Source organism: Candidatus Binatia bacterium, from assembly GCA_029248525.1.
In the GTDB taxonomy this organism is placed as follows: Bacteria; Desulfobacterota; Binatia; order UBA12015; family UBA12015; genus UBA12015.
The window spans coordinates 14608-34229 of sequence record JAQWJE010000008.1 but is presented as its reverse complement, the minus strand read 5'-3'; the positions used below and the strand labels follow the sequence as shown (position 1 = coordinate 34229).

Here is a 19622-nt window from a genome sequence, read left to right as displayed (position 1 = left end):
AGGCCTCGAGTGACGTTTAAAAGAAATCTCGCAACCAATCGCCCATTCGAGAACGAAAACGCGTCAAGACACCCGCAGGAACGTCTTCTTCCTGTCGAGACAACAACTCTTCACTATCCGCGAGCAACAACAGCCCCACCCCGGTCGCCCAGGAGGAATCGCCCACCATTTCTCCGAGACCTGTAACCTCTCGGGGCGCTCCGCGGCGCACCGGCAAACCCAGCACCCGCTCCGCCAACTCTACAATGCCCGGCAGCTCCGCGGTTCCACCGACAAGAACAACTCCCGAACTCAGAAAACCCTCAACCCGTGCTTGCGACGCATCCTGAGCTACCAACGAAAGAATCTCTTCGGTCCGCGGTTCGATGATTTCAGCAAGAACCTGGCGTGAGACTTGCCGGGATTCCCGTCCCCCCACACCCGGAACCTCGATATGATCATTGGCCGGCACCCGACTCGCGAGCGCACAACCGAAATGCTGCTTCAATCGCTCCGCTTCCGACGCCGGCGTGCGCAATCCGGCGGCAATATCGTTGGTCAGATGCGAACCACCCAGCCCCAGAACCGAGGCGTGCTGGACCACACCGCCATGAAAGACGAGAAAGTCCGTCGTGCCGCCACCGATATCGATGACACCCACGCCCAACTCGCGCTCCTCCTCACCCAAAACAGCGGCGGCCGAAGCCAGAGGCGCGAGAACCACATGCGAAACAACGAGGCCCGCCCGATTGCAACATTTCTGAATATTCTGGACGATCGGGGTCGAGGCCGTGAGAACGTAGACCCGCGACTCCAGACGAACGCCAGCCATTCCCTCGGGATCCCGGATGCCCGCCTGATCGTCGACCGTATAGCCCTGGCTGAGAACATGAAGGACTTCTCGATCCAGAGGCAGCTTGATCGTGCGTGCTGCTTCGAGGACCAGATCCACATCCTCTCGTGAGACTTCCCGACTCTTCATCGGAACCATCCCGTGGCTGCTCACTCCCTGAATATGGCTGCCGCTCAGGCTGACAACCACAGTGTGGATCTCGCAATCCGCCATCATCTCGGCTTCGCGGACGGCCCGCTGGATCGCCTGAACCGTGGCCTCGATATCCACCACGACGCCCCGACGCAGCCCCCGTGAGGGCGATGTTCCGACACCGATAATTCGTGGCGCAGCCTCTTCGACAGACGCAACGAGCACCGAAACCTGATGAGTTCCGATATCGAGAGCGACGTGAATGGGCTGCTTCCGAGACATGCTAGGCCGCCCCTCCGCGCGTACGCCACCTGGCGACGACGGTTTGCGAATCGATCACCTCGACGGTGCCCGTGAGGTGAGCGGTGTCGACAAAACCGGCCTCCGCCCGTGGACCGGAAACATCGGCTACCACGCGGGCAAGAGCTGCCAGTCTCCCGGACCAATCACCCCATCCCAGCCGGACGGTCAACCGCCCGCTGGAGGCATGCGCAACCAGAACACGACGATCGTCGGTACGATCAATCTCCACTTCGGAGACCGCGATGCCGCCCTGACCTTCCTCGAAGAGAGAAACGACAGCGAGCGCCTCGCGCAGTTCTTTCGGTGTCGGTAATTTTTCGGAGTCCAGAGAGACAATCGGCAGGAGCGCGCTGGGTCGCGCGACGGGCCCGATGATCTCGGCCTGCGCACTGACGTGGTAGAAATCACTGCCGGCTCGGAGCAAGGCGCGCGGTACGGCCTCCTCGATCGTCACATGGAGCCTGTCGGGCAGAAGGCGGCGCACCTCGGCCCCGGCAATCGCCGGTTGCCGCGCCAACTCTGTCTCCAGCGTTCGCGGCGAAGCGCTCCAGATGCTCCTACCCTCCAACAATCCCATCCACCTCTGCACCTGCGACTCGTCGAGTCGCTCCGTTCCAACGACCACTACCTCGCTCAGAGCGAAATAATGGTGGTTTCCTATGTAGCGCAGCAGGAAGGGAAAAGTAAAGCAAAACGTGGCAAAAATCAGAAAATAAACGATGTTTTGCGGACGCATCAGGCGAGCCCGGACCCAAGCCGAAAGGTTTGCGCCAAGAGCGAAGCGGGCATGACTCCCGTGGCGCCCGCGAGTAGCGGCCCCGGCGCGACTGCGAACCTTTTTTCTGGTTCCGGATGATTTCATTTCCCCTCCTCGCGAACGGTCTCGACAACGCCCAGATCCGCTCGATCCAGCAATCCCTCGATCAGATCGTCAAATTCGATCCCCGCAAAGGCCGCCATCCGCGGAAACCATCCCAACTCGTGCAGGCCCGGCAAGGTGTTGCACTCGAGAACAAAGGGGTTCCCGGCTTCATCGATCCGCAAATCCACGCGACTGTAGACAGACGCCTGGACCGCTTCATGCGTTGCCGCCGCGACGGCCATCGCCTCCTCGTAGCGCTCCCCCAGCGGCGCGGGGAGAATAAACTCCTCGCGACCCGCCGTATATTTCACCTCCCAGCTATGAAACTCGTCGCCGAGGGCGATGACCTCCATGGCTGCCAGCGGCTTTCCTTCGAGGACGGCCACTGTCACCTCCCGACCGGCGATAAAATCCTCAGCCAGAACATCTCCCGGAAACGCACGTGCGCCGGCAAGGACTGCGGGCAATTCCTCGGGCCCGTGCGCGATCCCCACGCCGTTGCTGGACCCCTCGGACCTCGGCTTGAGAACCATCGGATACGACCGATCGGGGCGATCGTGGGCGGCAAGAAGATCGGCCGCAGGTGTCGGAATCCCGGCGGACTCGATGACTTTTTTGGTCAGCCATTTATCCATCGCGAGGGAACTCGCCTGAACCCCACTGCCCGTGTAGGGAATCCGCAACACCTCGAGGAGCCCCTGCACGCATCCGTCTTCGCCGTAGCGACCGTGCAAGGCGTTAAACACCACCTCGACCCCCGAAGAGCTAAGCCCGGCGGCCACCGACCGATCCCCCTCGACCAGTTCGACCTCGTAGCCTCGCCTCTCCAGCGCGCCGTAAACGGCCGCCGCACTGCGGCGCGAAATCTCGCGTTCTGCGGAAAGTCCACCCGTCAGGATGCCGACTTTCCGGTCACGGTACCGCCCCGCGATCTCCATCAGGAAGACCCCCGCAGATTTCGTGATCCGGAAAGGGCCGCAACAACGCCATCCCCGTCCCGAATGATATCGCCCGCCCCCATCAAAAGCACCACATCGTCAGGACGTGCTATCTCGGTCACCGCAGCCCCCAGAGTGCTTCGATCAGCCACATAGCGAACATCCGCATGGCCCCGCCGGGCGAGCGCCCTTGCAAGAGATTCTGCATCAACGCCGTCGATCGGCTCTTCCCCCGCGGCGTGGATATCGATCAGCAACAGGTGGTCTGCATCATCGAAGGCTCCGAGAAAATCCTCGAAAAGATCTCGTGTCCGCGAGTATCGATGGGGTTGAAAGACCACGATCCGTCGGCCGCCCAGCCCCTCGCGTGCCGCCCGCAGGGTTGCCCGCACCTCCTCGGGGTGATGTCCGTAATCATCGACCACCGTCACTCCGTTGGCACGTCCGCGAATCTCGAAGCGCCGATGGATTCCCGTAAACGCCGCCAGTCCCGCAGCTACAGCGGGAAAGGGAACTCCGATCTCGAGACAAACAGCGATTGTGGCCAACGCATTCATGGCGATATGACGGCCCGGCGATGCCACCCGGACCTCGCCGAGATCCTCCCCGGCGCGGGTGGCCACAAAGCGGGTTTCCAAACCTTCAATGCGCAGATCACGCGCACTGAACTCGGCGTCCCGGGTCAACCCATAGGTCAGAAAGCGCTTGCGAAGCCGAGGCACCAGCGCCGCGACACGGGGACTGTCCACGCCCAGAATGGCGGTTCCGTAAAAGGGAACCCGATTGGCAAATTCCAGGAAGGCATCGGCAGCCCTCTCCACACTCCCCCAATGCTCCAAATGCTCCGGGTCGATATTGGTAATTACCGCGATCGTAGGCGAGAGCAGGAGAAACGTCCCGTCGCTCTCGTCGGCCTCGGCAACCAGATACTCGCCTTCTCCGAGGCGCGCATTGGAGCCGAGAGAGTGCACCTTGCCACCGATCACGGTGGTCGGATCCATCCCGGCCTCCGAGAGGATCTGCGCGAGAAGCGAGGTGGTTGTGGTCTTCCCGTGGGTCCCCGCAACGGCGATCCCGCTCTTCATCCGCATCAGCTCGGCCAACATCTCGGCTCGCGGGATCACGGGGATCTGGAGATCGCGGGCGCGCGCCACTTCCGGGTTGGAGAACTTCACTGCGGAGGAAATGACGACCGCATCAACCGCCTTGTCCACATGATCAGGATCGTGGCCGAAGACCACGTGCGCCCCAAGCGAAATCAGTCGCTCGGTCGTATCGCTTTCCGACAGATCCGAGCCACTCACGGAATAGCCCAGATTCAGCAAAACTTCGGCGATCCCGCTCATGCCAATCCCGCCGATGCCGACAAAATGTATCCGGTGCCCCTGACTCATACCCTCTGCCTACACTCCCGCGGTGCTCGCGGCCACGCAGACCTCGACCACCGCCTCGAGGGCACCGGGGCGTCCAAGCTGTCGGGACGCCTGAGCCGCCGAGGCCAAACGATCCGGCGATGCCTGCAACGACTCGATCTGTGCCCGCAGACTGTCAGCCTGCAACTGCGCATCCGGGACAAGCCAACCAGCACCGGCGGCATCAAGCGGCCGCGCATTCTCCGTCTGGTGGTCACCGGTCGCATATGGATATGGCACCAGAATCGCCGGGCACCCCAGCACAGTCAGCTCCGCAATCGTCGAAGCACCGGCCCGACAAATGACCAGATCCGCCCAATCATAAGCCGCACCCATATCCTCGATAAAGGTCTCCACTTCCGCATCAACGTCGCACGCTCGATACGCAGCCCGGACGGCCTCCGCCTCGGAGGCTCCGGCCTGATGACGTACCTGAACCGGAAGGGTCATCCCCCCGACCGCCTCGGGTACCACCTGATTCAGCTTGCGTGCGCCCGCACTGCCGCCAAAGACCAGCAAACGAAACGCCCCTTCCTCCCGAGCGGGCGCCGAAGAACCGGGAGAAGAAAATCGAATCGGGTTGCCCGTGAAAATCGCCCGTGGCCCGAGCGCCTCCGCCGTTTCGGCGAAGCTCACACAGATTCGCTGCGCCAATCGGCTGAGAATCCGATTCGTCAAACCAACGGCAGCATTCTGCTCGAGAAGAACGATCGGCACGCCTTGCCGCCAGGCGGCCGCAATCGCCGGGAAAGCCGCGTAGCCGCCCACCCCGATCGCCAGATCGGGTGCGAAAGCAGCGACCAACTGACGCGCACGCCATAAGCTCACCGCAAGATCGCGCACGGCAGCAAAGGAGTCCGTCAGACTCTTGCCACGAAAGCCTCGCACCGGCAGCAGGTCGACCGGGTAGCCGTTCTGCGGCACCAATTTTCGCTCGATCCCACGTTCGCTGCCCATAAAGCGGACCTCGGCACCTTGAGTCTCACGCAGGGCGTCGGCCACCGCGATTCCGGGGAAGAGGTGCCCCCCCGTGCCGCCGCCAGCGACAATCACACGCACCAGATCGCCTTTCTCATCGCGTCTCACGTGAGAGGGATAAAAGAATTCCTACGAGGAGTCCGGTGGTGAGCATCGAAGAGCCGCCATAGCTGAGCAGGGGCAAGGGCATCCCCTTGGTCGGCACGACTCCCAGAACCACCGCGATATTCAGGACCGCTTGCGCGACCAGAAGGAACGTCACACCAAAAGCGAGCAGGCTGGAGAAGCGATCCAGCGATCGCGCCGCAACGGCGAACCCGCGGAAGGCAATCATCCCGAAACAGCAGAGAACAAAGACCGCGCCCAACAAACCCAGGGACTCGCCCAGAAGAGCGAAGATGAAATCGGTATGGCCCTCCGGGATCCAGAAGAGCTTCTGCTTGCCCGCACCCAGCCCAACCCCGGTCACCCCACCGTTCCCGAATGCGAGAAAGGACTGAACCAGCTGAAAACCGTTCCCCCGAGGATCCGCAAAGGGGTCGAGGAACCCGACCACGCGATTCCATCGATAGGTGGACGACCAGACCAGCCAGAAAGCCGGCGGTACGACCAACAGGACCAATCCGGCCAGGTGACTGAGGCGAGCCCCGCCCACAAAGAGCATCGCGAATACCAGAGCCACAAGAAGTCCCGCTGTGCCGAAGTCGGGCTCCAGCAAGAGCAACCCTGCGGGAAAAGCGGCCACGATCAGATGCGGCGCCACTCCGTAGCTGAAGCTTCCCATACGCTTCTCTTTCCGTGCCAGAGAGTGTGCCAGGTAAAGCACCATCGCCACCTTCGCCAACTCCGATGGCTGGAAGGCCATGGAACCAACCGCGATCCAACGTCGTGCTCCGTTGCGCACCTGTCCGATCTCGGGAATCAGCACGACAGCGAGGAGCAAGAGCACCAGAATCAACGAGGGATACGCCAGTTTACGAAAAACATCCGAGCGGACGCGGGTCAGTAGAGCCGCCTCGGCGATAGCCACCATGGCAAATCCCAGTTGCCGGCGTGCGATCGCGTAAGGATCGCCATACATCTCCGCCCCAACAAAAAAACTGGCATCGAGGACGAGCAAAAGACCCAATGCGACCAACAGCCCCAGCGCTCCCAACAACCAGCGATCCACGCGGTGGGTCGCCAGAACGGCGGGACGCTGGCCGAGATCATAGCTCGGTCGCATCGGTGCGGACCGGGCGATCAACTGTCCAGTCCCTGCGCGAGCGCGGCAAACGCCTGCCCGCGCTCCTGATAGTTGATAAATTGATCCTGACTCGCACAGGCCGGCGAGAGCAGCAGCGTGTCGCCCGCCACCGAAAGCTCCCATGCCGCCGTAAATGCATCCGAAAATTTGGCTTCCTTCTGCACCGGAACCACACTCGACCAAGCGTCACCGATCGCATCGGCCGCTTCGCCATACGCGACGACCGCCCGAGCATGCTCGGCTACCAACTCGCGAGCCGGCAAGAACGAAGCACCTTTCGCACGGCCGCCCGCGAGCAGAATCACGCGCCCTTGCGGGAAGCCGGTCAAGGATTTGCAAAGAGCGCCGACGTTGGTTCCCTTGGAGTCATCGATAAAGGTGACGCCGGCCACCTCGGCCACTCGCTCCATCCGATGCGGCAGCCCGACAAACCCGTCGAGGACCGAAACAGCCGCCGCTTGCGGAACCCCGAGCGCGAGCGCCAGCAGCAGGGCCGCCGCCATATTCTCCTCATTATGGGCACCATCAAGTGCCGCAGATACGAGAGGAACCGCGAAAGTCTCCGATGCCCCAACGACCTCGATCCGATCGTCGTGGATCCGCGCCCCCCTGCCGAGCAGGGGCGATCGGCCAAACGAATGAACCTCACCGCTCGCCGTGTCCGCGAGACGGCGAACCTCCGCATCGTCCCGGTTGATGATCAACACATCGTCTGGAGTCTGACGCTGAAAGATCCGCGCCTTGATCTCGCCGTAGGATTCCATATCGCCATGTCGATCGAGGTGATCTCGGGTCAGATTCAAAATGGCAGCGACACGGGGATGGAAGTCCTCGACCCACTCCAATTGAAAACTGGAGATCTCGGCGACCACCGTATCGACGTCATTCTCCAGCGCGAGAAGCAACGGCGTCCCCAGGTTGCCCCCGACAAAAGGCCTCCGACCGGCGGCTCGCAACATCGCGCCCACCAGTTCGGTTGTTGTACTCTTGCCATTGGTCCCGGTAATCGCGAGAAGCGGGACCTTCAGAGCGGTTGCTGCCAATTCGATCTCCGAGAGCACAGGAACACCCAGGTCCCGGGCCCGAAGCAGCACGGGTGCCGTCGCCGGTACGCCCGGGCTTGGCACAACCAGCGACTTGCCAGCGACAAGTCCGGCACCCTCATTGCCTGCGTGGAACTTCACCTGCGTCGCAAGGTCGGGCGCACAAACCGCTTGCGGTGATTGATCGCAGAGGACAACTTCGCTGCCGCAACCGAGAAGATATTTCGCAACCGAATTGCCGGTTCGACCATTCCCGATGACGAGCACCTCGGCTCCCTGCAGCGCCGCTTCCTTCATCGCAATTTCAATGTCGCCAACGATAGCAAGGCGCAGATCACCGCAATGATCCAGAAGCGCACAATAATAAGGGGCTCTGGCCAACCTTTGAGCTCGAAGTGGTGATGAATGGGCGCCATACGAAAGATGCGCTTGCCACGCAGCTTGAATGATCCTACCTGCAGAATCACCGAGAGTGCCTCGACAAAAAATACACCGCCGAGCAATGGCAGGATCAGCGCTTGCTTGCTCACCAATGCCAGCAAACCAATCGCGGCACCGAGGGGTAGCGACCCCACATCGCCCATGAACATTTGCGCTGGGTAGGCATTGAACCAAAGGAAGCCCAGGCTCGCGGCGACCAGTGCGCCACAGAAGATCATCAATTCGCCAGCACCCGGCACGTACTCGACCTGCAGATAATTCGCCATCACTGCATTGCCGGCGATATAGGTAAACAACCCCGAAGTTGCCGCAGCGATCGCCACCGGGCCGATCGCCAGGCCATCGAGTCCATCCGTCAGGTTCACGGCATTCGATGTGCCTACAAGAACAAAAGCCGCGAAGGGAACGTACCACCAGCCCAGGTCCGGGTTGAATTCCTTGAGCAAAGGAAAATTGAGTGTCGTCGAGAACTCTGGACGCGTTGCCAGAAAGAGTCCCGCCGCGAGGCCCAAAATCCCCTGCAGGAGCAGTTTTCCGCGCGCCGAAAGTCCATCGGAGCTCTGCCCGCGCAGCTTGCGGTAGTCGTCCACAAAACCGATGGCGCCAAATCCAAGTGTGACCAAAAGCGCGAGCCATACGAACGAATTTCGAAGATCAGCGAGCAAGAACGTCGCCAGCAGACCGGAGAAAAGAATCAGAGTGCCGCCCATCGTGGGCGTCCCGGCCTTGGCCAGGTGGCTTTCCGGGCCATCATTGCGGACGTTCTGGCCGACTTTCATCGAACCCAGCCAGCGAATCAACAGAGGTCCCAGACAAAGCGAAATGATCAGCGCCGCCAAACCGGCGAGAAGTGTGCGAAACGTAATATATCGAAAAACATTGAAGGCCGAGTAGGTCGTATGCAGTGGGTAGAGGAGTTCAAAAAGCATCGTGACTTGTCCCCGAACCTGAAAGCCGACCTTTCGTCGGGGCGGACTGCGGATGCCGCTTCCTTGCAGAAGACAACATCCAACAGCCCTCCCCCCGAAGGACCGTGCGCGAACCACAACCACTCACCACATCCACCACATCACGCGCACGGTACATCTTGCTCCGGACCCATCCTGGAAAAGGACTACGAGTCGGGGGGCACGCACCCTCCTGCCCCCCGACCCGCGTCCGTTCCTCCAGATGCGCCACACCACAACCCACATCCACCACTTGCATCTGGAATCCGGAAATTAACTGTTTCTCTTGAGTGAACCAGCGTCGGAGTACGAGCCCGTGCTCACACTCCGACGCTTCACTCCTCCTCCACCCCACCCCACAACAAAAATACCGCCGGTCAGAATGCTCTCGTGTGCTCATACGCACTCCCCGAGAGCCCGACGGACCTCTTCCCGATCGTCCAAATGGAACTTTTCCGTCCCGACGATCTGGTAATCTTCATGACCTTTGCCGGCGATCAGAACGACGTCATCAGCCCGAGCTGTTGCCACCGCCAAACGAATCGCCGACCGACGTTCGGGAAGCACCACATACTCCCCCACAACCCCACTCTTCCCGAACGTCGTCGGTTCGACCTTTATGCCGCCCTCACGCTGCACTCCGGTCTCGATTTCCTGTAAAATAGCTTCTGGATCTTCCGTTCGCGGATTATCCGAAGTGAGCACGACCAAGTCGGCCAAACGTGCCGCCAGGGCGCCCATCTCGCCGCGCTTGCCGCGATCGCGATCGCCACCGCAGCCGAATGAGACAATCAGCCGGCCCGTGGTCAGTTCCCGCAGGGTCTCCAAAGTCCGCGCCAGAGCATCGGGCTTGTGAGCATAGTCGACAAGAACGGGGAATTTCTGGCCCTCATCGACCTTCTCCAGGCGACCCGGAACGCCGGCGCAGGCAGCGATTCCGCGGGCGATCGCATCGGGAGAGACCCCAATCTTCCAGGCCGCCGCGGCGGCCCCCATCAGATTCTCCAAATGCGCCTGCCCCACCAGAGGCGAGTGCAGTTCGCAGGATTCCGAACCCAACCAGAGCGTCCCCCGAATCCCGCCAAGATCGGTGCTTATATTCTCGCAGCGAACCTCCGCATCCGGGCCAAAAAAGCAGGTCGGCACCGCAAGGCTGGCACCGAGCGCAGCAACCGCTTCGTCGGCGGCATTCAAGACGGCGAGTGAACCCTCGGCCGAAGCGGGCAGGATCACTTCGAACAGGCGTGCCTTGGCAGCCGCGTAGCTCTCCGCATCGCCGTGATAGTCGAGGTGGTCTCGCGTCAGGTTGGTGTAAATGGCCGCTGCGACGGACGTCCCGTCCACGCGCCCCTGCTCGAGGGCATGCGACGAAGCTTCGAGGGCCACATGCGTGACACCCGCATCACACATCTCGCGCAAGAGCCCCTGCAAAACTACCGCGTCCGGCGTCGTTAGTGCCGACGGAATCTTCCTGTCGGCAAATCGATATTCGATCGTACCCAGAACGCCGCTTGGATAGCCCGCAGCCGCAAAGATTGATTCCAGAATATAGGTGGTCGTCGTCTTTCCACTGGTCCCGGTCACCGCAACGATCGTCAGGCTTTCCGATGGTCGCCCGGCAACCTCCGCAGCCGCATGGGCCGCGGTAAAACGGGGGTCTTCGCAAGCCACGACCGGCGCGCCCCCGACCAAACGGCAGGCCTCCGCGACCGCATCCTCGGCAACCGCTACGGCGACTGCACCAAACGAAATCGCCTCGGTCACGAAATCCATACCGTCGGCCGCACTTCCCGAAAGAGCCACAAAAAGAGCCCCCGGGTGCACAGTTCGGGAATCGAGCGCGACCGAGGAAACTTCAACTTCGTCCCCGCCGGACACGAGTCGAGTCTCCGGCAGTCGCTTTAGCAGAGCCTTCAAAGGCATCGATGAACTCAGACTGTTCATGCCGAAGGCTCCAGGCGAAGCTGCAAGGCAATCGAAGGATCGGACAGACTCGAGCCCGCCAGCGGCAATTGCTCGACAACAAATCCACTCCCTTCAAACTCCACGGGGAAGCCGAAGGCATTGGCTTGAGCAAGAGCGCGACGCAAACTCATGCCGACAAAGGAAGGCAAGGAACCCTCGGGAAGATCGACCTCGTCCGATTCCTGCTCCAGCGGCAACACGGCAGGCCAAACCCCCATCCGCGACGGAGGCGCGAGACGAGGGCGCAGCCCCACCTGATCCAGAGCCCGCTGCATGACCTCGCGAAAGATCGGCGCGGCCACGGTGCCACCATAGGTCGCCTTTCGAGGATTATCCACCATCACCAGGGTGACCAAAGCCGGTTCATCGGCCGGGGCAAATCCAACAAAGGAAGCGATTCTCTCACTGGAGTAGCCACGGCCATCGAGACGCGCCTTCTGGGCGGTGCCTGTTTTCCCAGCGACACGAACCCCGGCAATACGAGCATTCTTGCCTGTACCGCCATCTCCATCCACGACGCTCTCCAGCATCAAGCCCACTTCGCGGGCCGTCTCCTCACGAATGACCCGGCGCGATTTGGCGGCCGTGGGTTCCCAAGCATAGAGCAGTCGGCCCTCCTCGGACGTCGCGCGAGCCAGCACATGCGGCTGGTGCCAAATGCCGCCGTTCGCAATCGCGGCGAAACCTGCAGCCAACTGCAGTGGCGTGACCGCAATTCCCTGACCAAAACTCGTCGTGGCCAATTCGATCGGCCCCCATCCAGCTACCGGGTTCATGATCCCGCGGACTTCACCCGGCAAATCCACTGCTGTGCGCGCGCCGAATCCGAAACCGGTGAGGTAGGTGGCAAAGGTGTCCCTTCCCATGCGCTCGGCGACCTTCGTCGTCCCGATATTGCTCGAGTATTGAATCACCTCGGGCAGGGTGAGCATGCTGTAGGAATGGGTATCGTGGATCGTACGCCGGCCAATTCGGTAGGCGCCTTCTTCGCAATCGAATTCTTCGTCGAGGGTAATCACACCGGCATCGACGGCGGCGGAGGCGAGAAATGCCTTGAAGGTTGAGCCCGGTTCAAAAACGTCAGTGATCGCGCGATTCCGGCGCTCGGCACCGGTGAATGAACCGGCCTGATTCGGATCGAAGGTCGGGAAATTCGCAAGCGCCACGATCGCACCCGTGGAGGGGTCCAGCACCACGACGCTTCCGGCATCAGCCTCAAACTTCTCGATGCCAGCTGCGAGCTCCCTCTCGACAATTGCCTGAATTCGAGGGTCGATCGTCAGTTCGAGTTCGGCACCCGGTGCCAGGGAGCGATCTCCCTCCTGGGGATCTACCCCGCCGACGAAGCGAATCCGGCCCTTCCCGTCCCTCTCGACGTCATAGACCAGCTCCGGTGCTCGCAACCAGCGATCGTAGCGAAGCTCGAGACCTTCGGCTCCAAGCATTTCCGAGTTGGCAAAGCCCAGGACATGAGCGGCGAGTTCCCCGTGAGGGTAGCTGCGCCGGCTTTCTTCAATAATTCCGACACCATTCAGTCGCAGAGCCATCACCGATTCGGCGGCCGGCCGCGAAACCCGCCTGGCAAGGTTCACAAATCCTTTGCCCGAATCCAGACGGCGCTCGATGATCGCCAGATCCACACCCAAGCTCGCCGCAATTTGCGGACGCAGCTCCGCGGGAATCGGATGATAACGAGGGCTGGCATAAACCGTCGCTACCGAAACCGTTTCCGCCAAAATCTCTCCAGTGCTGGCAAAGATAGCGCCGCGCGGAGCCGGCAAGCGAATCTGCTTGGCGTATTGATCAGCCGAGCGGGCGGCCAGACCTTCGCCATCGACGATCGAGAGTTGAGCAACCCGCCCCGCGAGAAAGCCGAGGGCGAGGAGAATCCCGATCGCAACAACTGCGATTCGCTGGCTACGTTCCGTGTGGGCGCCATGGGCAATCATGGGAGGATCACCACCTGACCTGCCAAAGGCGGCTTCAAACCGAGCCGATCGCCAGCCATTGCCTCGAGTCGATCGGGGGCCGTCGCTGTCGCGAACGCCACCTTGAGATCCTGCAGTTCTCGCTCCAACCGCCCCTGCACTTCGTGGGCGTGAGTCAGTTCGTAGCTGAGCCCGCTGACCCAGAGCCCCGAATACACATTCACCAAACCGACGAGTGCAAGGAGGCTTCCGGCGAAAAGATTACGCCGGGTGAGCTGGGCACGTGCCGCGATGCCGAGCTCGACCACCCGCGCCTGTCCGGAGCGCCGTGGGGATCGGCCAATACCCGCCACGCCCACCGAAGTCCGCTTTCGCTTCGTCGCCGCTTGATTGCGACGACGCGAGGGAGAAGCCGCTCGACGCGCAACGCGTCCTCGGGGAACACTAGCCGCGGCCATCGGAGCCTCCCCAGCGGATCGCCCGCATCCGAGCGCTTCGCGCTCGCGGATTGCGACCCACTTCATCTGCAGAAGGTTTCATCGCACCACGTACGACCGCGAAGGCTCGCGGCTCACCGCCACACTGACAGACCAAAAGCTCGCGCGGACAGACACAGGCGCGCATCCATTCGCGGAACGCACGTTTCACACGGCGATCTTCGAGCGAGTGGTACGCCAGAAATACCGCACGACCATCGCTCGCGAGAATTTCCGGCAACATGGCCAGCACGGACTCGAGCTCTTCCAGTTCCCGATTCACACAAATGCGCAAGGCCTGAAACGTCAGGGTTGCCGGGTCGATTCGCCGTCGATGATGACGAGGACCACCGGCGACTCGACCGACGAGTGCGCGTAGCTCCGCGGTTGTCGTGGGGCGCGGCTCTTCCTGGCAAATCGCTCGAGCAATTCGGCGTGCCGCAGGCTCTTCGCCCAGCTCGCGAATCACCTTGGTGAGAGCCATCTCGTCGATTTCCGCCAGAAGATCAGCCGCTGTCTCGCCGTGGCTGGCGTCCATCCGCATATCGAGAGCGGCATCCGTGCGAAAGGAGAAGCCGCGGTCGGGCGAATCCAACTGCAACGAGGAGACCCCAAGGTCACCGAAAACCCCATCGACACTTGGCCAGTTCAGCTTCGCAAGCTGCTCGGGCAATTCGGAAAAACAGGCGTGGACGGCGTGCACACGAACCCCGAATGGCGCCAGAGTTTCGCGGGCGATCGACAAGGCTTCGGGGTCGCGATCCAGAGAAAGAATCTCGCTGCCGGCCGGAGCTGCCTCAAGGAGTGCTCGTGAATGGCCGCCGAGGCCGAAGGTCAGATCGACCAGCCGCAAGGGGCCCGGACGTGCACCACCGAGCATCGCGTCCACGACTTCGGTCGACATCACGGGCACATGCAACGGCTCTTCCATCATCCCCTCGTCACGCGCCATCGCGGTCTGGCGCCAGTTCCCCACTGGATCAGATCCCCAAGTCACGGAACGCATCCGGATTGTTGGCCACAATCGAGTGGAACGCCTGTTCCACCTTCTCGTAGGCAGAAGATTCGAACATGCGGAATTTCTGGCCAACGCCGAGAAAAATGATTTCCTGCTCGAGCGAGGCTCGTTTCCGCAAATCCTGGGGAATCAGCACGCGGCCCTGCTTGTCCGGCTGGCAGGTCTGGACCCCGCCGACGTAAACCGTCTCAAAAAGCATTCGCGACTGCGAGAATTGGCCCATCCCCTCGGTCAGGCTTTCGACCAGCTGCTGCCAGGCGCGAGGCGCGTAGGCTTCGAGACATGGCACGCCGGCAACCTCGAAATGGGTCACCATCAGGCGGTCCTCCTCGACCGCACCGAGGGCTTCCCTGAATCGAGCCGGGATCGCAATGCGTCCCTTGCCATCTAGCGTATTTCGAAAGCTTCCCTGAAACATGATGGTCGGAGGGAACAAAACCCACTATTCCCCACCTTTCCCCACCATCTATGTCTTGGAATTGCCGCTCTCTGTCAATAGGCTTTACGAGCGGTTTCCGTGCCGATCGCAAGAATTGAATATATTACTATGTTTTTTCTCATATTTTTCTCGAAATCTCGAGAGGCGAGCCATCGAAAAAAGAGGACCAGCACCAGTGGGGGTAAATCCCTGCATCAGAGGGAGTCCGGGCCACAGGTCGGCCGTTTCGGCTGATCAAGCGCATGAGGGGCCGCTCCGGGGATGGCCGGGGGGAAAAGTGGAGCCGGAGGGGCCTATAAGCCGGATTCTGTCACCGCCGAAGCGGTTGATGACCATTCCTCTGGGAATATCGTTGCCGATACCCTCAAGCGATCTACCTGGGTTTCGGGCGGGTCACCCTCCCCATGTCGACCTTGCACCAGACGGGGTTTACCAAGCGCCGCGGCTCTCGCGCGCGGCCGGTGGGCTCTTACCCCACCTTTTCAACCTGACCCTGACCTTCCAGGGCCGACTCGTTTTCTGTGGCACTTTCCCCCGGTTACCCGAGGCCGCCGTTAACGGCCGTCTTGCCCTATGGTGTCCGGACTTTCCTACCCGAAGCGAACTTCAGATCGATCATCCGACCCGCTCCGACTCCACCTCAACTGTGCAGAATCCGAGTCGCCACTGCAAGCTGGCGAGAAAAAGCTCAGGTTTCTTCGAGTTCGTCCGCTTCGCGATCGGCTTCGGTATCTTCGCGCCAATACAGGATCCGCTGACAGTCCGGACAGGTCTGGATGGACTCCCGGCGCAGAACTTCGTTGTAGAGTTGCGGCCGCACCTTCATATTACAGCCGAGACAATTCCCGTTCCGGACTCGCACCACGGCCAGACCGGCTCGGCGCTTGAAGACCTGCTCATAGCGCCGGCGCAGATTTTCGGGCAATTGGGCCGCGATCCGCTCGCGCTCGGCAGCCTCGGCCTCGTTCTCGGCATTCAGGGTCGTAATCCGCTTTGCGGCCGAGTCCTCATGCGCCCGGGCTGCCTCGGACTGCTCCTGCAGCCCGGATTCGGCCTCCGCCATTTCGACATCCGTCGTCTCGGCTTCTTCCATCAACTCGAGAAGTTCCTCCTCATGGCGGGCTTTCGCCTCGCGGAGGCTGGAAATCTCGTTTTGGGCGGCCTCGAGTTCTCGGTCGTTGCGGATGCGACCGATGCGCATCCGGCGCTCCATCACCCGTTTTTCCTGCTCTGCCAGAAGGGCTTCGAGTTCTCGACGACGCACTGCGGCTAAGCCGACGACCTCACGCTGTGCGGCGACAATGGCCGTCGTTCCATCAAGGGCCGCGCGCAAGGTTGCCGTGGTCTCCTCCAGAGCCTCGATCTCGAGAGTGCGCTCACGCCGGCGTTGGTCGATGGCCTGAAGTGATGCGAGAATATCGATTGCGCTATCGTTCAAGTTCACCTCTGTTGCTCCACACTCGACCGGAGGAGAAACCTACCAGTCAAAAAACTGTACGCAAGTCCGGGGGGTTTTTGCTCTTCTTGCGAAGCGCATGCCCCGAACGCTCGGGGCATGCGCCACAACCATGGGCCCGCCAGGGCTCGAACCTGGGACCGATCGGTTATGAGCCGACTGCTCTGACCAACTGAGCTACGGGCCCCCATGGACGGACTATCCTTCTCCATCTCTCGTCACAGGTGCCAGAGCATTGCGCAAGGCCTCCAGCGCGGCCGCGACTCCGGCCTGATCCCCTCGGGTCTCGGCAGCTCGAAGCTGAGCGATCAACTCCTGACGGTCCACCTTCGCGGCTTCGACCACCCGACGCGAGAACCAGGCATCTACCTCGGAGTCGAGATCACCCTCCCCGCCATCCGCACTCAAGCGGCGATGCACCCGTTCCGCCATTCCTGACGGAAGCTCGTTGAAAAATTCCGCGGGCTCAAACCGCTCTCCCGCTCGCCGCCTCTCGACGATCCGCGCCAGAAGCCCGGCGAGACCCGCGTTGCCGAAGTTGGCCCATACGCGACCTTCCTCTGCGCGATGTGCCGCATCCGCACTGCATAGAACCAACTCGACCAGCAAAGCCTCCGAGGAATATCCCCGAGGGGCATTCGGCCGTGGCACGGACTCGGTCTCCTCCCCGTCTTGCCCGGGTTCGCGCTCCCGCTCGAACCGGTTCTGCTGTCGACGTCGTTGCCACGCCTGTCGAGCGGCCTCGAGAAGCGCCTCCTCCGAGATCCCCAATCGCCCCGCAGCGCCGCGCACCAATTTATCGCGGACGATCGGATCGGTAACGCCAGCCAGGACCTCGGCCATCGTTCTCGCCGCGCGCGCGGTTGCGGCCATACGGTCGCCTCCGTCGGCCGAGCCGGAGGCGACCAGATCGTCGAGATAGAAGTCGATCAAGGTGCCGCTCTTGTCGACGAGAGCCTGCATCGCCTCGGTACCGCCGGTGCGCACCAGACTGTCGGGATCCTCCCCATCCGGAAGAAAAACCGCCTTGGGCCAGAGATCGACTTCGTCGACGCAGATCGGGAACACCCGCAGCGCCGCGCGCCTCCCGGCGGTATCCCCATCGAAACAGACGACGATTTCGTCAGCGAACCGACGCGCGAGCCGCAGCTGGTCCGTGGTCAATGCGGTACCCAAAACCCCCGCAGCATTGCGCAATCCCGCCTGCGATAGCGCGATGGCATCCATATAACCCTCGACCAGCAGCACCCGCCCGGTCTCCCGGATGGTGTCACGGGCCGCGTCCAAGCCGTAGAGGTGTCGACCTTTGTGATAGAGAGGCGATTCAGGGGAATTGATGTATTTCGGGCCCTCGGCATCCCCCATCAGGCGGCCGCCGAAGGCGATCACCCGACCACTTAAGTCGCGGATCGGGAACATCAATCGATTTCGGAAGAGCGGATATAATCCGCTGCCATGCCTCGAGGAACTCGCAAGGCCCAGCTTGCGGAGATCTGCCTCTCCAACGCCACGCCGAACCAACGCATCCGCCCATCCATCCCCCGGAGCATATCCGAGCAGAAAGCGTTCGCTGGTCTCCTCATCAATCCCGCGGGCGGCAAGATACTCTCGAGCGGCCGCGCCGCGCTTTTCGTCCAGCAGGGCCGCGCGAAAAAACTCGGCGACGGTCGTATTCACTTCGCCAAGACGCTCTATGCCTTCGTCTCGGCGCTTCTCCGGAACCTCGACCCCGACCCGGCGCCCCAGAGCCCGCAATGCTTCCGGGAACGTCTGCCCGGTGACCTTCATCAGGAAGGTAAAGCCGTCGCCGCCCTCCTGGCATCCGAAACAATGGAAAAAACCCTTGTCGGCATCCACGTGAAAGGAAGGCGATTTCTCCTGGTGGAACGGACAGAGCCCGGTGAACCCGCGGCCACTGCGCTTGAGGGAAACGTGCTCCCCGATGAGCTCGGCGAGATTCAGCCTTTGCTTGATCTCGTCAACAATCGGATCGCGGGAAGCGGACATCTGGCTGCAGTTTTCTCCTGAGCGGTTGGTCGGGAAGTCTCGGGGACGCGAAACTACCTCGAAATGAAGCTGGCGGGAACGAAAAAGGCCACCCCAAATTTCGGGGTGGCCTTTATTTTACATAGGTTTGCGTACGGTCCGTCGCACTGCGCGTTTGCGCGCCGCGAGGGCCTTTTTCTTGCGACGTACACTAGGCTTTTCGTAGTGTTCGCGCTTTCTGAGCTCGCTGAGAATGCCGGCCTTTTCGCATTGCTTCTTGAAACGGCGGATGGCGCTCTCGATGGGCTCGCCTTCTTTTACTCTGACTCCTGGCATGGAGGAAAATCACCCCCCCTCAGTGGGAAGGATAGACTGTCGGCATTGAGGGCCCCTTTTTCAACCCCCCCTCCCTCTCTCTTCCTACGGAGTAGGAAGAAGAGAGAGGGAGGGGGGGCGATACGCCATTCCACCTCGCAGCCAGAGGAGTCCGGATGAAAACGACGAAAGTACTCGCAGCAAGCAGCATTTGTCTCTGGAGGTCCGCGATCGACATGGGGCTCCGGCTTCGCAAAAAGGCCATCAACCGCGCGATCGTGATCGATTTCGAGGGGGCGGGACGGTCTCATGACGGCACGGCTCCACCACCCATCTTGCTGGGCGTGCTCAGCGGTGGAGCCTACCGCGCCTACTTCCTTCACGATCGCTTCACCCGGCGATGGGTCCGGGCGGCCAGAACCGCTGGACCCGAGCGCATGGCGACAGCGTCCCTCCATTCGGTGGTGAGTTCGCTGGTCGAGCAGGCCGAGCGGGAGAACCGCGTCATCCTGCATTTCAGCCGCCACGAGCCTGGTATGCTGGAGACATATATTCAGGACAAGGCTCTGGTCGTTCGGCTTCGTGCCGTGCTCGCCGATGGCAAACCCCTGATGGTCAGAGCTGCTGCAAAGAGGCAGTGCAAGCCGCCCGCAGCAAAAGACCTCAAAACACTTGCGGGGATTCTTGTTCCCGACATTCAGGCCCAACAGACCAAAGTCGATGTGGGGGGCATTACTCGATCATTGGAGAAATCAGCGGCCCGGGGCGATTGGAAAGACGCCGAGTTGTTGAAGCTATCCAAATTGCTCGAGTATAACCGCCTCGACTTGGAGATTTTGCAGCAGGGCGCCCGAGAGGCCCGCCGGATCCGCGGCCCCCGGAAAGCTCGCGGTCATGAGGCCTGA

Annotated in this window: 17 protein-coding genes, 1 tRNA gene and 1 other RNA gene; 1 reads left to right on the top strand and 18 read right to left on the bottom strand. The window is 61.5% G+C overall.

The features are described from left to right. Positions 1–16 precede the first annotated feature (16 nt). From ftsA to rpsU, 18 genes are all read right to left on the bottom strand, one after another. Positions 17–1246 (bottom strand): cell division protein FtsA, encoded by a 1230-nt coding sequence (ftsA, locus tag P8K07_00800; GenBank protein MDG1957057.1) that lies wholly within the window; start codon positions 1244–1246, stop codon positions 17–19. Between the two features lies 1 nt (position 1247). Continuing rightward, entirely contained in the window at positions 1248–2129 is an 882-nt protein-coding gene (locus tag P8K07_00795) for an FtsQ-type POTRA domain-containing protein (protein ID MDG1957056.1), read from the bottom strand. Then, complete coding sequence (locus P8K07_00790) at positions 2126–3067, bottom strand: D-alanine--D-alanine ligase (GenBank protein ID MDG1957055.1); 942 nt, start codon at positions 3065–3067, stop codon at positions 2126–2128. The genes P8K07_00795 and P8K07_00790 overlap by 4 nt, the downstream gene beginning before the upstream one ends. Next, positions 3067–4461 carry a UDP-N-acetylmuramate--L-alanine ligase gene (gene murC / locus P8K07_00785; protein ID MDG1957054.1) on the bottom strand — a complete coding sequence of 465 codons (1395 nt, stop codon included), beginning with the start codon at positions 4459–4461 and terminating at the stop codon, positions 3067–3069. The genes P8K07_00790 and murC overlap by 1 nt, the downstream gene beginning before the upstream one ends. Positions 4462–4470: 9 nt before the next feature. Further along, entirely contained in the window at positions 4471–5565 is a 1095-nt protein-coding gene (gene murG / locus P8K07_00780) for an undecaprenyldiphospho-muramoylpentapeptide beta-N-acetylglucosaminyltransferase (GenBank protein MDG1957053.1), read from the bottom strand. Continuing rightward, positions 5552–6682 carry a putative lipid II flippase FtsW gene (gene ftsW / locus P8K07_00775; GenBank protein MDG1957052.1) on the bottom strand — a complete coding sequence of 377 codons (1131 nt, stop codon included), beginning with the start codon at positions 6680–6682 and terminating at the stop codon, positions 5552–5554. Before ftsW ends, murG begins: the two co-directional genes overlap by 14 nt. Positions 6683–6699: 17 nt before the next feature. Beyond that, entirely contained in the window at positions 6700–8043 is a 1344-nt protein-coding gene (murD, locus tag P8K07_00770; GenBank protein MDG1957051.1) for a UDP-N-acetylmuramoyl-L-alanine--D-glutamate ligase, read from the bottom strand. Further along, entirely contained in the window at positions 8040–9116 is a 1077-nt protein-coding gene (mraY, locus tag P8K07_00765; GenBank protein ID MDG1957050.1) for a phospho-N-acetylmuramoyl-pentapeptide-transferase, read from the bottom strand. Before mraY ends, murD begins: the two co-directional genes overlap by 4 nt. 414 nt (positions 9117–9530) lie before the next feature. After that, positions 9531–11078, bottom strand: coding sequence for a UDP-N-acetylmuramoyl-L-alanyl-D-glutamate--2,6-diaminopimelate ligase (locus P8K07_00760; protein MDG1957049.1), 1548 nt, complete (start codon positions 11076–11078; stop codon positions 9531–9533). Continuing rightward, positions 11075–13048: a penicillin-binding protein gene (locus P8K07_00755; GenBank protein ID MDG1957048.1), complete on the bottom strand. Its 1974-nt coding sequence runs from the start codon at positions 13046–13048 to the stop codon at positions 11075–11077. The genes P8K07_00760 and P8K07_00755 overlap by 4 nt, the downstream gene beginning before the upstream one ends. Beyond that, positions 13045–13485 (bottom strand): hypothetical protein, encoded by a 441-nt coding sequence (locus P8K07_00750; GenBank protein ID MDG1957047.1) that lies wholly within the window; start codon positions 13483–13485, stop codon positions 13045–13047. The genes P8K07_00755 and P8K07_00750 overlap by 4 nt, the downstream gene beginning before the upstream one ends. Beyond that, positions 13472–14500, bottom strand: coding sequence for a 16S rRNA (cytosine(1402)-N(4))-methyltransferase RsmH (gene rsmH / locus P8K07_00745; GenBank protein ID MDG1957046.1), 1029 nt, complete (start codon positions 14498–14500; stop codon positions 13472–13474). Before rsmH ends, P8K07_00750 begins: the two co-directional genes overlap by 14 nt. Next, positions 14484–14939: a division/cell wall cluster transcriptional repressor MraZ gene (locus tag P8K07_00740; GenBank protein ID MDG1957045.1), complete on the bottom strand. Its 456-nt coding sequence runs from the start codon at positions 14937–14939 to the stop codon at positions 14484–14486. The genes rsmH and P8K07_00740 overlap by 17 nt, the downstream gene beginning before the upstream one ends. 301 nt (positions 14940–15240) lie before the next feature. Continuing rightward, an RNA gene (rnpB, locus tag P8K07_00735) (RNase P RNA component class A) lies at positions 15241–15592 on the bottom strand. A 56-nt stretch (positions 15593–15648) separates the two neighbouring features. Beyond that, the gene (locus tag P8K07_00730) at positions 15649–16398 is read right to left on the bottom strand and encodes a C4-type zinc ribbon domain-containing protein (protein ID MDG1957044.1); all 750 of its coding nucleotides are present in this window, start codon (positions 16396–16398) and stop codon (positions 15649–15651) included. 131 nt (positions 16399–16529) lie between these two features. Continuing rightward, a tRNA-Ile gene (locus tag P8K07_00725) sits at positions 16530–16603 on the bottom strand. 11 nt (positions 16604–16614) lie between these two features. Next, positions 16615–18423: a DNA primase gene (gene dnaG / locus P8K07_00720; protein ID MDG1957043.1), complete on the bottom strand. Its 1809-nt coding sequence runs from the start codon at positions 18421–18423 to the stop codon at positions 16615–16617. 117 nt (positions 18424–18540) lie between these two features. Beyond that, entirely contained in the window at positions 18541–18738 is a 198-nt protein-coding gene (gene rpsU, locus P8K07_00715; protein ID MDG1957042.1) for a 30S ribosomal protein S21, read from the bottom strand. Positions 18739–18893: 155 nt separating this feature from the next. On the opposite strand from rpsU, the gene P8K07_00710 reads away from it, so the two are divergent. Then, positions 18894–19622 carry a hypothetical protein gene (locus tag P8K07_00710; protein MDG1957041.1) on the top strand — a complete coding sequence of 243 codons (729 nt, stop codon included), beginning with the start codon at positions 18894–18896 and terminating at the stop codon, positions 19620–19622.